At 71.5% G+C, this 13,772-nt stretch carries 9 protein-coding genes and 1 pseudogene; 3 read left to right on the top strand and 7 right to left on the bottom strand.

The window, feature by feature from the left end; all coding sequences use genetic code 11:
* Both AB0C62_RS27015 and AB0C62_RS27010 read right to left on the bottom strand, forming a co-directional pair.
* Positions 1-305 (bottom strand): annotated as a pseudogene (locus tag AB0C62_RS27015) (2-oxoglutarate ferredoxin oxidoreductase subunit alpha); the annotation flags it as partial.
* Positions 306-490: 185 nt separating this feature from the next.
* Positions 491-2,065, bottom strand: coding sequence for an acyl-CoA carboxylase subunit beta (locus AB0C62_RS27010; protein WP_362977359.1), 1,575 nt, complete (start codon positions 2,063-2,065; stop codon positions 491-493).
* A gap of 579 nt (positions 2,066-2,644) precedes the next feature.
* On the opposite strand from AB0C62_RS27010, the gene AB0C62_RS27005 reads away from it, so the two are divergent.
* The 3 genes from AB0C62_RS27005 to AB0C62_RS26995 all read left to right on the top strand — a co-directional run bounded on the left by AB0C62_RS27005 (position 2,645) and on the right by AB0C62_RS26995 (position 5,137).
* On the top strand, positions 2,645-3,403 hold the full coding sequence (locus AB0C62_RS27005) for an alpha/beta fold hydrolase (RefSeq protein WP_362977353.1): 759 nt from the start codon (positions 2,645-2,647) through the stop codon (positions 3,401-3,403).
* Positions 3,404-3,555: 152 nt separating this feature from the next.
* A complete protein-coding gene (locus tag AB0C62_RS27000) occupies positions 3,556-4,356 on the top strand; it encodes an alpha/beta hydrolase (RefSeq protein ID WP_267052132.1) in 801 nt (266 codons plus the stop codon).
* A gap of 4 nt (positions 4,357-4,360) precedes the next feature.
* On the top strand, positions 4,361-5,137 hold the full coding sequence (locus AB0C62_RS26995; protein ID WP_362977351.1) for a MerR family transcriptional regulator: 777 nt from the start codon (positions 4,361-4,363) through the stop codon (positions 5,135-5,137).
* A 57-nt stretch (positions 5,138-5,194) separates the two neighbouring features.
* Here AB0C62_RS26995 and AB0C62_RS26990 read toward each other — a convergent pair whose 3' ends face one another.
* The 5 genes from AB0C62_RS26990 to AB0C62_RS26970 form a co-directional block, all read right to left on the bottom strand.
* Complete coding sequence (locus AB0C62_RS26990; protein ID WP_362977349.1) at positions 5,195-6,112, bottom strand: 3-hydroxybutyryl-CoA dehydrogenase; 918 nt, start codon at positions 6,110-6,112, stop codon at positions 5,195-5,197.
* Positions 6,109-7,098 carry a ketoacyl-ACP synthase III gene (locus tag AB0C62_RS26985; RefSeq protein ID WP_362977347.1) on the bottom strand — a complete coding sequence of 330 codons (990 nt, stop codon included), beginning with the start codon at positions 7,096-7,098 and terminating at the stop codon, positions 6,109-6,111. The genes AB0C62_RS26990 and AB0C62_RS26985 overlap by 4 nt, the downstream gene beginning before the upstream one ends.
* Positions 7,099-7,389: 291 nt before the next feature.
* On the bottom strand, positions 7,390-8,646 hold the full coding sequence (locus AB0C62_RS26980; protein WP_362977357.1) for an RNA-guided endonuclease TnpB family protein: 1,257 nt from the start codon (positions 8,644-8,646) through the stop codon (positions 7,390-7,392).
* Between the two features lie 311 nt (positions 8,647-8,957).
* Entirely contained in the window at positions 8,958-10,310 is a 1,353-nt protein-coding gene (gene ccrA, locus AB0C62_RS26975; protein ID WP_362977345.1) for a crotonyl-CoA carboxylase/reductase, read from the bottom strand.
* Between the two features lie 94 nt (positions 10,311-10,404).
* Entirely contained in the window at positions 10,405-13,632 is a 3,228-nt protein-coding gene (locus AB0C62_RS26970; RefSeq protein WP_362977343.1) for an AMP-binding protein, read from the bottom strand.
* Between the last annotated feature and the right edge of the window lie 140 nt (positions 13,633-13,772).

The raw sequence follows: 13,772 nt of genomic DNA, 5'->3' as shown, positions 1-13,772 counted from the left end.
GCCGGATTCATCGCCACCAAAACATTCGGCGCGTCACCCGGCGTGAGGATGTCATGGTCGGCGAAGTGCAGTTGAAACGAAGAAACACCCGGCAGAGTCCCCGCGGGCGCCCGGATCTCGGCCGGAAAGTTCGGCAGCGTCGAGAGGTCGTTGCCGAACGAGGCCGTCTCCGAAGTGAAACGGTCACCGGTGAGCTGCATCCCGTCACCCGAGTCGCCGGCGAAGCGGATGACGACCCGGTCCAGGCGCCGGACTTCCTTGTCGCCCATCCCTGTCGTGGCGGGGGCGGTGGTTTGCACGGACATACGTGGGTCGGCTCCTGTCGGTGCTGGTCCGGCGGGTGCGGGCACGTCGGCGGACACGGGGTGCGGTGCAGGGTCGTACGTCTGCGTCGAGGCTAGGCGGCGCCGGTGGAGGGGCGCTCGGGCCGTCGTCCAGTACGTGAGCCGCCCCGGGCGGGGCTGCCCGGTGGGGTGCAGGGGCGGGCGGGTTACTGGGGCTGGTTGCCGTGTTTGCGCAAGGGCTGCGCGACGTGTTTGGTGCGCAGGACGGCGAGGGCGTCGATCAGGCGGATGCGGGTCTCGGCGGGGTCGATGACGTCGTCGACCAGGCCGCGTTCGGCGGCGTAGTAGGGGTGCATGAGCTGGTCCCGGTATTCCTTGATGTGCTGGGTGCGGGCGGCCTCGGGGTCGTCGGCGGCGGCGATGTCGCGGCGGAAGATGACGCCGGCCGCGGCCTCCGCCCCCATGACGGCGATCTCGTTGCCGGGCCAGGCCAGGGAGAGGTCGGAGCCGATGGAGCGGGAGTCCATGACGATGTAGGCGCCGCCGTAGGCCTTGCGCAGGACGAGCTGGATGCGGGGGACGGTGGCGTTGCAGTAGGCGTAGAGGAGTTTCGCGCCGTGGCGGATGATCCCGTCGTGTTCCTGGCCGACGCCGGGCAGGAAGCCGGGGACGTCGACGAGGGTGACGAGGGGGATGTTGAAGGAGTCGCACATCTGGACGAAGCGGGCCGCTTTCTCGCTGCCCTTGATGTCGAGGACGCCGGCGAGGTGGGCGGGCTGGTTGGCGACGATGCCGACCGTGTGGCCGTCCAGGCGGGCCAGCGCGCACAGCACGTTGGGGGCCCAGCGTTCGTGCACCTCGAAGGAGTCGCCGTCGTCGACGATCTCGGTGATGACGTGGCGCATGTCGTAGGCGCGGGTGGTGTCGTGGGGCACCAGGTCGCGCAGGGCGGGGGTGCGGCGGCCGGGGTCGTCGGTGCTCGGTTCGGGCGGCGGGTGTTCGCGGTTGTTGGCGGGCAGCAGGGAGAGCAGGTAGCGGACGTCGGTGAGGCAGTCGTCCTCGTCGTCGTAGGTGAAGGAGGCGACGCCGGAGAGGGTGGCGTGGGCGTCGGCGCCGCCCAGTTCCTCGTGGCTGACCTGTTCGCCGGTGACGGCTCTGACGACGTCGGGGCCGGTGATGAACATCTGGGCGGTGCCGCGCACCATGAACACGAAGTCGGTCAGGGCCGGGGAGTAGGCGGCACCGCCCGCGCAGGGGCCCATCATGACGCTGATCTGCGGGATGACGCCGGAGTTGCGGACGTTGCGCCGGAAGATGCCGCCGTATCCGGCCAGCGCGGTCACGCCTTCCTGGATGCGGGCTCCGGCGCCGTCGCACAGGCCCACGATGGGGGCGCCCGCGGTGGCGGCCATGTCCATGATCTTGTGGATCTTCTCGGCGTGGGCCTCGCCCAGGGAGCCGGCGAAGATGCGGAAGTCGTGGGCGTAGGCGAAGACGGTACGCCCGTACACGCGGCCCCAGCCGGTGACCACGCCGTCGGTGTGGGGGCGGCGGTCCTCCAGGCCGAAGCCGCTCGCGCGGTGCCGGCGCAGTCCTTCGACCTCGGTGAAGCGGCCGTCGTCGAAGAGGAGCGCGAGGCGTTCGCGGGCGGTGAGTTTGCCCTTGGCGTGCTGGGCGTCGGTGGCCTGCGTACCGGGTCCCTCGCGCATGGTCTGCCGTAGGGCCTCGAGTTCGGCGACGGTGCCGCGCCGCTGCCCCGGTGTGTCGTCCAGGGCGGTCATGGGCTTTGCGGGCATGGGTGTCCCCCTTCGGCCGTCGTGGTGAACCGCCGCCCAGCGTGCGCCGGGGCGCTCGAGGGCGGTTGGAGTGCCGGACGATGCGGGCCGGTCCCGGGCTGCCTGCGCCGTGGCGGGGTGTGCCCCTGCCTGTCTTCGTCGTGGAGGTCAGGGCCGGTGCCGGTGTGTACGGCCTGCCTTCATCCGCCTCCGCCGCGTCCGGGCCGTGGTGGCGGGTCTGCGGCGTTTCTCCACCGGGCTGCGAGCGGTCGTCGAGGGAGGGTCGGCATGCTCGGGCTCGTGAGCTCCGATGCGGCCTGGCGTGAGACGTGAGGAGCTCGGACCGCCCGCCGGCGCCCCAACCCCCCGCGGGTGCCGGCGGGCCGGTCCACCCCGGGCGAGACGCGCGGCCCTGGGGTGGGCGTGCCTGCCCGGGGCGGGAAGGGCAGCAGCTGCGGGGCGGGGTCGGGCGCACGGCGCCCGGCATGCTCGGGCAGGCTCGATCTGCCGCGCCGGGCCGGGCGGTTGACGGCCCGTTTCCGGCCGGGGACGACCGGCCGGCTCCAGACGAAGGAGACACCGACAGTGGACACCACCTGGTTCCGACGCTTCACCGCCCCGGGCAGCGGGCCGCGGCTCGTGTGCTTCCCGCACGCCGGGGGTTCGGCGACGGCGTACCTGCCGCTGGCGCGGACGCTGCCCGCGGACCTCGATGTGGTGTCCGTGCAGTATCCGGGGCGCCAGGACCGCTACCGCGAGGCGCCGTTCACCTCGATCGCCGCGCTCGTCGAGGCGGTGGCCGGCCACCTGGCGGAGGAGCTGGAGAGGGATCCCTCGCGGCCGTACGCCCTGTTCGGTCACAGCATGGGCGCGCTCGTCGCGTTCGAGACGGCCCGGCTGCTCGCCGCGCGTGAACTGCCTTCTCCGCAGCGGCTGTTCCTGTCCGGTCGGGGTGCGCCGGGCCCGCGGACCAGTGAGCACTACCAGTTCTTCGAGGACGCCGACGTGCTGGCTGAGGTGCGGCGGCTGGGCGGTACCGATCAGGCCATGCTCGACAACCCCGAGATCATGGAGATGGTGCTGCCGGGGCTGCGGGCCGACTACCGGGCCCTTGGCACGTACGTCTGGCGGGAGGGTGAGCAGCTCGCGGTGCCGATGTCGGTGCTGGTCGGGGACAGCGACCCGATGGTGAGTGTCGAGGAGGCCGTGACGTGGCGGGAGCACACCGGGGGCGACTTCGCGCTGAAGGTGTTCTCCGGGGGTCACTTCTATCTGGCCGACCACCTCGGTGGGATCGCCGCGACCGTGACGGAGGGGCTGCTCGCCGGGACGGGCGCCCGCTGACCCGTTTCCGGGCCGGGCACGCCGACGGGCCGTGGGACGGGTCCGTGCCCGCGCTCCGCGCCCGGGCCGTGACGGTGCCCGCGCTCGTGTCCGGGCCGTGGCTCGATGTGGCTGGTTGACCCTGACCCGGGGTCAGGGTGAACGCTGAACCCATGACCACTTCCCCCACGGCTTCCTGGTCCGGCATGGTCCCCGTCGACGACACGGCGCTGGCCGTCACCGACACGCGCGGCCCCGGCCGGGCCGTCGTCTATCTCAACGGCGCCTACGCCGGCCGGCGGCCCTGGCGGCCCGTCATCGCCGAACTCGGCGCCGGCTGGCGGCACATCACGTTCGACGGGCGGGCCCGCGGCCGCTCGCGCCGGTCGGCGGACTACTCCTTCGAGGCCGCCCTGCGCGACATCGACGCCGTCCTCGGCGCGACCGGAGTGGACCGGCCGCTGCTGGTCGGCTGGTCCTACGGCGCCTCACTCGCCGTGCACTGGGCCGAGCGCAACCCCGGCCGCGCGCTCGGCGTGGTGTGCGTGGACGGGGCGGTCCCCTACGGTCTGACCGGTGAGGCGGGGCGGGCGCGGATCCGGCGCCTGTTCCGCCGGATGCGGCTGCTGCTGCCGCTGGTGCGGCCCTTCGGGCTGGCCGCACGGATGAGCGCCGACCGGCACGCCGACGTCAACATCGAGGCCAACGAGATCACCGCGGCCATCGGACCGGTCCTGGACCGGGTGGCGTGCCCGGTGCGTTTCGTCCTCGCCACCGGGGCGAGCCTGGGCGGCCAGGAGGAGGAGATGGAGGAGATGCGGGCCTCGCTGGACCCGGTGCTCGCCCGCAACCGGGACATCCGGGTGAGCGCGAAGGTCGCGAGCAACCACTCCCACATCCTGCGCAAGGACTTCCGGGCGGTGGCCGCGGCGGTCCGTGAGACGGCGGCCGCCCTCGACGGCGGGGCGCGCTGACCTCATGGTGTACGGGCTCACGATCGGGCAGGCGGCCGCGTTCGCCGGTGTCACGGTCAAGGCGGTGCGCCACTACCACCGGCTCAATCTGGTCGAGGAACCCGGGCGGGACGGTTCGGGCTATCGGCGGTACGGGTCGGCGCAGATGCTGCGGCTGGTGCAGGTGCGGACGCTGGCCGGCGCGGGGGTGCCGCTCGCCGAGATCGCCGGGCTTCTCGACGGGGATCCGGAGGGGTTCGCGGCGGCGCTGGAGGATGTCGAGCGCCGGCTCACCGAGCGGATCGAGGAGCTGATCGCGCGGCGGGCGGTGCTGCACCGGCTGGCCTCCGGGGACCGGCTGCTGCTGCCGGAGCGGGCCTGTGCGGTGCTGGACCGGCTCGCCGGGCTGGGAGTCGGTGCCGCGTACGTGGCGATCCAGCAGGAGGCGCTGGTCCTGGCGCGGGCTCTGGTGCCGGAGGTGTTCGAGAGTTTCCTGCAGCATCTGGAGCACCAGCTGGCCGATCCGCAGTACGTCGAGCTGGTGCGGCGCTGTCAGGACGCCGAGGCGTGGGATGCGGACGATCCGCGGCTCGATGAGCTGGCGGCCACGCTGGCCGCCAAGGTGCTGGCCCATCGCGAGCAGTTGTCGATGCCGGCGGCGTTCCGGGCCAGACCGGACGCCGCCGCCCGGTACGGGCTGATCAACCATCACCGTGAGGAGCAGGCGCCTGCGGCGGTGCGGCTGACCGAGCTGCTGGAGGCGAACCTGCGGGCGGCCGGGGTGGAGGTTCCGCAGCAGTGAGCGCCCCCGGGCGGCTCGGCTGGTGGCCGCCCGCCGGGTCCCGGCGGGCGGGGCGGGTCAGGGGTAGGTGTGGAAGCCGCGGCCGGACTTCTTTCCCAGCAGGCCGCCCTCGACCATGCGCAGCAGCAGGGGCGGCGGGGCGTAGAGGGGTTCCTTGTACTCCTCGTACATGGCCCGGGCGATGGAGACGGTGGTGTCCAGGCCGATGAGGTCGGCCAGGCGCAGCGGTCCCATGGGGTGGGAGCAGCCCTGGGTCATGCCCTGGTCGATGGTGTCGGCGTCGGCGAGGCCGGATTCGAGCATGCGGACGGCGCTGAGCAGGTAGGGGAAGAGGAGGGCGTTGACGAGGAAGCCGGCCCGGTCCGGGGAGGTGATGGGTTTCTTGCCCAGGACGTCGCGGACGAAGGTCTCGGCGCGGGTGCTGACCGCCCGGTCGGTGAGGACGGAGTCGATGACTTCGACGAGCGGGAGTACGGGGACGGGGTTGAAGAAGTGCAGGCCCAGGACCTGGGCGGGGCGGCGGGTGGCAGCGGCGAGGCGGACGATCGGGATGGAGGAGGTGTTGGTCGCCAGGATCGCGTCGGGGTCCTCGACGATCTTGTCGAGGGTGGCGAACAGGTCCTGTTTGAGGGACTCGTCCTCCTTGACGGCCTCGATCACCAGGTGCCGGTCGGCGAGTTGGCCCAGGTCGCGGGTGAACGAGACGCGGGCCAGGGCCGCTTCGCGGTCGGCGGGGGTGAGCTTGCCCTTGGTGACGCCGCGGTCGAGGGAGGCGGTGAGCCGTCGGGGTGCGGTGTCCAGGGAGGTCTCGGAGAACACCACGACCCGCACGTCCAGGCCTGCTTTGGCGCAGAGTTCGGCGATGCCGGTGCCCATGATGCCGCTGCCGACGACACCGACCCGGTCGATGCCGGTGCCGGTGCCGGTGCCGGTGTTGCCGGTTGTGGTGTCGGTGTGGTGCGTGGTGGTGGTCATATGGGGTTCCCCCAGGTCAGAAGTGATGCTCCGATCGACATGCCGCCGCCGAACCCGGCGAGGAGCACCAAGTCGCCCGGGTCGAGGGCTCCGCTGCGGTTCGCGTCGTCGAGGGCGACGGGCACGGAGGCGCTGCCGACGTTGCCGTAGCGGATCAGGGTGCGGTGGGTCTGTGCGCCGGCCAGGCCGGTGCGTTCGACGAGGTCGGTGAGCATGACGCCGTTGGCCTGGTGGGGGACGAAGTGGTCGACGGCGGCGATGTCGACGCCGGCCCGGTCGGCGAGGGCGGTCAGGGCGGGCGGGACGTGTTCGGCGACGAAGTCGCGTACGCCGCGGCCGTCCATCCTGAAGTGGTGGCCGCCCTCGGCGAGGGTCTGCGCGGAGGCGGGGTTGCGGCTGCCGCCCGCTTCGACGCGGATGAGGTGGTGGGCGTCGCCGCGGCTGGACAGGTCGCTCGCCATGATGCCGCAGGGGTCCGGGACGGCGCCGACGACGGCAGCTCCGGCGCCGTCGGCGAAGAGGATCGCGGTCCTGCGGTCGGTGAAGTCCAGGATGCGCGAGTACACGTCCGCGCCGATCACCAGGGCGCGGGCCGTGGGGTGTTGGGCGATGAGGCTGTGGGCGAGGGCGAGGGCGTAGACGAAGCCGCTGCACACGACGTTGACGTCGAAGCAGGCCGCGTTCCAGGCGCCCAGCGCGCTTTGGACGAGGTAGGAGGTGGGGGGCTGGGGGAAGTCACCGGTGGAGGTCGACACGATGACGTAGTCGATCTGACCGGCACTCAGTCCTGCCTGGTCCAGGGCGCGTTCGGCGGCGAGGGTGGCGAGGTCGGAGGTCGCCTCGTGGGGGGCGGCGTAGCGGCGGGAGCGGATCTGGGTCTTGGCCTCGATCCACTGGGGGCTGACGCCGACGCGTTCGGCGATCTCGTCGTTGGTGACCTCGTGCTTGGGCAGGTAGGAGCCGGTGGAGAGGATGCCGATGCCCACGTCAGGCCCCCTTGCTAGATGCGGTGCTGTCGCGCAGGGGGTTGAGGCGGGCGGTGTGTGTCCGCTCCTGCGGTGCCGGGCGGGCGACGCCAGGTCCCTCTCGGGAGGTGAGCCGGAGCCCGCCGACTATGTCGGTGAGGTGGTTGAACGGGATGGGTTGCGCAGGCTTAGTAACGTGCCGATGTGGGGACGTCGGCGCGAAGACTGAAGAAAACCGTCTCGGACGCAAGAGGTGCTCGGTTGTGGCGTGCTCGCGAGGGGCGGTTTGCTGGGCGCTGACGTGCTTGAGGTTCATCCACAGTTGACATCCTCCCTGGCCAAAGAGCCGGGGATTCCCGCCTGTTCCCGCCGCGCGGGTGGGAGCGTCGGATGGGTTCCTGTTTCGCCGCGCGGTGCCGGCATTACTGCCGGTCTTATCTGCGCTCCACAGGCTGATACCGCCAGTCCGGCGGCCTTGGCGACGTTGACTGCCGCGTTGATGTCCCGGTCCAGGACTGCTCCGCAGATACCGCACGTCCATGTACGGATATTGAGGGGCTTGGGACCGTCTTTGGCACCACAGTGCGAACACACTTGGCTGGTGGGTTGGAAACGGCCGATCCGGCAGAAGGTACGCCCGTATCGGGCCGCTTTGTACTCCAGCATGGCCACGAAGGCCGACCAACCGGCGTCGTGGACGGACTTGGCCAGGCGCGTGCGAGCGAGCCCCCTGACCGCCAGATCTTCCACTGCGATCGCTTGGTTCTCGCGGATCAGTTGTGTGGAGAGCTGGTGATGGAACTCGCGTCGCGCGTCGGCGACCCGCGTGTGAGTGCGGGCGACCTTCAGCCGGGCCTTGCCGGAGTTGTGGCTGCCCGGGATTTTGCGGCCCAGACGTTGTTGGTCCCGTCTGAGTCTCTTTTCCGCCCGTCGTAGAAAACGCGGACTGTCGACTTTGCGACCGTCGGAGAGGACGGCGAAGTGCGTTAGCCCCAGATCGACTCCGATTGTGCCCGGGGTTTCTGGCAAGGCCTCGTCGGGACCGGTGTTGATGACAAAGCTCGCGAAATACCGGTCCGCCGAGTCCTTGACCACTGTCACTGTAGATGGTTTCGATGGCAGGCTGCGGGACCACTTCACCTGCAGATTGCCGATCTTCGGCAGCCGTAGCTTCTGCCCCGGTGTGATCGACCAACGGGCGTTCGCGGTGAACCGGACCGACTGCCGGGTGTCCTTGCGCGACTTGAAGCGTGGAGCGCCCGTGCGCGGACGCTTGCCCTTGAGGCTGTCGAAGAAGTTCCGGTATGCGGCATCCAGGTCCCGCAGGGACTGCTGCAACACGACTGTCGAGACGTCGCCGAGCCAAGCCCGCTCTGGCCTCTTCTTCGCCTCGGTGATCAAGCTCTTCGACAAGGCGCCTGAGGTCGGGAATGGCAGTCCTTCGCTGCGGGCGGTTTCCCGGGCGCGCAGCGCATCGTTGTAGATCACCCGCGCACACCCGAACGCCTGCGCCAAAGCTCTGCGCTGACCAATCGTCGGGTATAGGCGAAAGCTGTACCGAAGTTGCACGCGGTGATTGTATTCCTGGTTCATGATCGGCATACCGAATACTCGCAAAAGCGCCCGTGGACCGTCTCCCCTTCGCGCCTGCGCGGATTCGCCTGTAGCCGCCGGTGGCTTGAGGATGCAGGCACTGCCCAACAACGTCGGCACTCTCGTTTGCGTACCGGTGAGCGATGGAGCGCTGGGGATGAACCAAGCCGATACTGAGCGTGTTGGTATCGAAGGAGCCAGCATTCCCAGTGCCCGGAGCGTGACCTGGAGGGCGAAGAAGTGCCCTTTGAGAGAATTGTTCGGCGGGAGGTATGCCGATTGACATGTCAGGCCCCCTCAAGGACTGCATCGGTGCCGCGCAGGGGGTTGAGGCGGACGACGCCGATCTTCTCGCGCAGGACGGGGTCGGTGACGCCGAGTCCTTCCCGGGGGGCCAGGCACAGGACGCCGACCTTTCCGGTGTGGCGGTTGAGCTGGACCAGGCGGGCGGCCTCGCCCACGTCCTTGAGGGGGAACACCGTCGACAGGACCGGGGAGAGGTGTCCCAGGCGGAACAGGCGGTTGCATTCGGCCTGTTCCTGGAGGTTGGCGGCGTGGCTGCCGATGATCCGTTTGAGGTTCATCCACAAATACCGGTTGTCGAAGTGGTGGTCGTATCCGGTGCTGGATCCGCAGGTGACGACGGTGCCGCCCTTGCGGACGACGAACACCGAGATGCCGAAGGTGGCGCGGCCGACGTAGTCGAAGACGACGTGCGGGTCCTCGCCGGTCTGGCGGCGGATCTCGCGGCCCAGGCGCTTGCCCAGTTCGATGGTCCGTTCGGGGGTGGGGGCGTCGTCGCCGCCCATGCCGATCTCGTTGCGGTTGATCACGATGTCGCAGCCCAGGCGGCGCAGTGCGGTGGCCTTCGCTTCGGAGCTGACGACGCCGACGGCGATGCCGCCCGCGTTCTTGACCATCTGGACGGCGTACGCGCCGAGTCCGCCGGTGGCGCCCCAGATGAGGACGATGTCGCCCTGTTTGATGCGGGCGCCGTTGTCGCCGACGAGCATCCGGTAGGAGGTGGCGGCGGTCAGCAGGACGCTCGCGGACTCCTCCCAGGTGAGGTGGGCGGGTTTGGGCAGGAGCTGGCTGGCGCGGACGACGGCGTAGTGGGCGAGGCCGCCGAAGTTGGTCTCGTATCCCCAGATCCGCTGGCGGGTGCCGAGCATGGCGTCGGCGTGGGTGGCGGGTTCCTGTTCGTCGACCTGGACGCAGGAGGCGACGACGTGGTCGCCGGTCCTCCAGTGCCGTACGCCGGCGCCGGTCTTGACGACGATGCCGGCGGCGTCGGAGCCGACGACGTGGTGGGGCAGGTCGTGGCGGGCGGCGTGGGCGCCCTCGCGGGCGTGGCGCTTGAGGAAGGCGAAGGTGGGGACGGGTTCGAAGGTCGCCGACCAGACGGTGTTGTAGTTGATGGAGCTGGCCATGACGGCGACGACGACCTCGTCCGGGGCGATGTCGGGCATCGGGACGGGGCCGACGTGCAGGGACTTGCGGACGTCCTTGTCCTCGACGCCGTCGAACATGTCGGTGTCTGCGGCCAGGAGGTGGGCGGCCTCGTAGGTGGCGGGCAGGTCGTGCCGTGCGAGCTCGTCCGGGCCGGCCCCGTCCAGCAGGGCCTGGGTCAATGCGTCCATGATCGCCTTTCTGCTCTGCCGTGGTCACGGGGACAGGTGTGCCGTACGGCGGACGGGTGGGCGCGCCGGGTCCGCGGCGCGGCGGGGGGCGTGCTCACAGGACGGCGCCGTTGCTGGTCCTCCTGCGCAGGCTGGGCCTGCTGGAGCGGGCGAGGTCCTGCCACATGTCGGACAGGCCGATGACGGTGCGGGCCGCGAACAGGCGGCGGATCGACACTTCCTGGTTGAGTTCGGCGCGGATCAGGCCGACCAGGCGGATGGCGCGCAGCGAGTTGCCGCCGAGGTCGAAGAAGTCCTCGTCGATGCCGACCCGGTCCAGTTCGAGGACGTCGGCGAAGGCGGCGGCCAGGATCTTCTCGGTGTCGTTGCGGGGGGCTTTGTAGGTGTCGTCGGCGACGGCGGGTTCGGGCAGTGCGGTGCGGTCGATGCGTCCGCCGGGGGTCAGCGGCAGCTGGTGGAGGACGGTGAACAGGGAGGGCACGAGGGGTTCGGGCAGGCGGGCGGCGGTGAAGCGGCGCAGTTCGTCGGCCGGGACGCTCCGGCCGCTCGCCGGGACCAGGTAGGCGAGGAGCCTGGGCTGGCCGGCGCTGTCGGGGCGGACGGTGACGGCCGCCTGGGCGAGGGCGGGGTGCTCGGCCAGGGCCTCCTCGACCTCGGCGAGTTCGACGCCGGTGCCGCGCAGCTCGGCCCGCGTGTCGGGGCCGCCGACGTGGGTGAGGCGGCCGTCTTCGTCGCGGCGTGCGCGGTCCCCGGTGCGGTACATGAGGCTGCCGGGCGGGCCGGAGGGGCAGGGCACGAAGCGGGCGGCGGTGGCGGCGGGGTGGCCGAGGTAGCCGCGGGTCACGCCGGGGCCGGCCACGTACAGCTCTCCGGTGACGCCTGCGGGTACCGGTGCGAGGCCCGGGCCCAGTATGTGCAGGGCGGTGTCGTGGCTCGGGTGGCCGATGGTGCCCGCGGGGGGCAGGGGCTGGTCCGCGCTCACCAGGTGGCGGGCGGCGAACACGGTGTTCTCGGCGCTGCCGTGGCCGGTGACGATGTTCAGGTGGGGGCAGGTCTCGCGGATGCGGCGCAGGGCGGCGGCGGGCAGGCGGTCGCCGCCGGTGACCACCTGGCGTAGCGGGGCGAGGAGTTCGGGGTGGCGGGCGGCGATCGCGGTGAGGCGGGCGGCGGGCAGCCACAGGGTGGTGATGGTGTCGGCGCCCCCGATCCGGGCCAGGATGTCGTCCTCCCGCTCCCCGGGGGGTGCCGCGACCACCCGGGCGCCGTTGAGGAGCGGTGTCCACAGTTCGAGGGCGAGGGCCTCGACGGTGTGCGGGCCGTGCCACAGCACGGTGTGCTCGCCGGTCTGGCGCCAGAGGGGGTCGGCCGCGAAGCGGGCCAGGTTGCGGTGGGTGAGGGCGACGGGCGCGCCGGCCCCGCCGTCGAGTGGGGTGTCCGCGACGGCGAACAGGCCGTGCGGGCGGGCGGGGACCGGGTGGTGCGCGGCCGTGCCGTCGTCGGCGCCGGCCGGGGCGGGGTCGTCGAGGACGATCACGGACAGGTCCGCGACGGCGGGGAGGATGGCGGCGGTCGCCGGGTCGGTGAGCAGGACGCGCGCGAGGGAGCGGGCGGCCTGCGTGGTGAGATCACCGGCCGCGAGGGCGGGGTCCAGGGGCAGCCAGGCGGCGCCGGTCTTCGCCACCGCCAGCAGGGCGACGGCCAGGTCCGCCGAGCGGGGCAGGGCGACCGCCACGACTGTCTCGGCCGCCACCGTGCGGGCGCGCAGGGCGGCGGCCAGCAGGCTTGAGCGGGCGTCCAGTTCGCGGTAGGTGAGGGTCGTGTCCCCGTCGGTGAGGGCGGTGGCGTCGGGGGTGCGTTCGGCCTGCCGGGCGAACAGGTGGGTGACCGTCTCCTGCGCGGCCGGGAGGCGGGGGCCTTGCTGGCGGGCCGCGGTGGGCGTCCGTTCTCCTACGGCGTCGGCGGTCACGTCCAGGGATCCGACGGGCTGGTCACCGGCGGCGACCAGGGCGCGGACGTGGGCGATGAGTTCCTCGCCGATGAAGCGCAGTTCGGGGCGGGAGTAGAGGCTCTCGGGGGCGTCGAGGCGGATGAACAGGTCGCTGTCGGCGCTGCCGTCGGTGTAGACGCCGATGGACAGTTCGTCGAAGGTGCCGGTCGTCGCGCCGAAGTAGCGGGCCGGGCTGTCGCCGAAGTGGAGCTGCTGCACGAACTCGACGACGTTCAGGACGGCGCCGAAGCTGCCGCGGTCGCTCAGGGTGGTGCCGGCGGCGCGCTGGATGTCGGAGTAGTGGCAGGCGGCGTGGTCGAAGATCTCGTACGTCTCGTCGACGAGTGCGTCGGCGATCTCGGTGAAGGTCGCACCGAGCGGCACCTTGGCGCGGACCGGGACCACGTTGACCGCGAGGCCGGGGGTGCGGCTGGCGATGCCGACGCGGTTGCCGACGGCCAGGGAGAGGAGGAAGTCGGATCGGTCGCAGCGGTGCCGGACGAACACCGCGGCGGCGGCGGTCAGCATCGTGGACATCCAGACGCCCATGGACTGCGCGGTCTCGGTCCAGGTGGCCGCTTCGGCGCGCGGGACGGTGAGGGTGCGGCTGGCCATGCCGATGGCGCCGGCCACCTGGGACCAGCGGTCGGCGCTGCTGAGCGGTTCGGCGAGTGCGGCGCGCGTGCTGTCGGACAGGGCGATGCGCGGGAGGCGGGCGGGCGGCGGCGCGTCCTTGAGGTAGTCGCGCCAGAAGGCGGTGTCCTCGGTGAACTGCGGGGAGGCGAGGTAGCGGTCGGACTCGGCGGTGAAGGAGGCGGTGTCCCACGGGTGGGGCAGCGGCGGGACGCTCTGCCCCCGGGCGAGGGCCGTGTAGGCCTCGGCGAGGCGGCGGGAGAGGAGGCCGCCCGCGCCGAAGCCGTCCGATATGAGGTGGTGGTAGGCGATCACCAGGAGGGAGCGGTCGGCGGCGAGTTTCACCACGCCGAGCCGGAACAGCAGGTCCCGTTGCAGGTCGAAGGGCTCGCGCACCAGGTCGGCGAGTGCGTCGCGGGCCGCCTGTTCGGGGTCCGGCTCGTTGCTGAGGTCGAGGTGGAAGGGCCGCCAGTCGCCCAGTTCGCGGGGCACCAGGCGCAGCCCGTCCCCGCCCTTCTCGGTGAAGGTGACGCGCAGTACCTCCGCCTCGCCCATCACGTGCAGGAACGCGGACTCCATGACCGTCGTGTCCAGGTCGCCGGCCACGTCCCACATGGTCAGCGCGTGGTTCGGCGTGTCAGAAGCCATTTCCTGTGCCCGCCACAGCCCTTGGTGCGCAGACGACGCGCCGAACGAAGGCATACAGATCAACCCCTCAGCAAACAGGCCCGAATCGGAGGATTTCGCAGGTCACCCCCACTGTCGGGGAAGTGGCACAGCCGTTCAATGCACCCGGGTGCCCGGCGGGACGGGGCCGCGGTGGTGCTTGCGGTGTCCCGCCG

Source organism: Streptomyces sp. NPDC048643 (assembly GCF_040650615.1).
In the GTDB taxonomy this organism is placed as follows: domain Bacteria; phylum Actinomycetota; class Actinomycetes; order Streptomycetales; family Streptomycetaceae; genus Streptomyces.
Note: the sequence above shows the minus strand (reverse complement) of the source record. Positions and strands in the feature narration are given on the sequence as shown.

Bases quoted from the DNA above. Each gene is read 5' to 3' on its own strand.
- AB0C62_RS27010 (WP_362977359.1), bottom strand. From the start codon at position 2,065: ATGACCGCCCTGGACGACACACCGGGGCAGCGGCGCGGCACCGTCGCC.
- AB0C62_RS27000 (WP_267052132.1), top strand. From the start codon at position 3,556: ATGACCACTTCCCCCACGGCTTCCTGGTCCGGCATGGTCCCCGTCGAC.
- AB0C62_RS26995 (WP_362977351.1), top strand. From the start codon at position 4,361: ATGGTGTACGGGCTCACGATCGGGCAGGCGGCCGCGTTCGCCGGTGTC.
- AB0C62_RS26990 (WP_362977349.1), bottom strand. From the start codon at position 6,112: ATGACCACCACCACGCACCACACCGACACCACAACCGGCAACACCGGC.
- ccrA (WP_362977345.1), bottom strand. From the start codon at position 10,310: ATGGACGCATTGACCCAGGCCCTGCTGGACGGGGCCGGCCCGGACGAG.
- AB0C62_RS26970 (WP_362977343.1), bottom strand. From the start codon at position 13,632: ATGCCTTCGTTCGGCGCGTCGTCTGCGCACCAAGGGCTGTGGCGGGCA.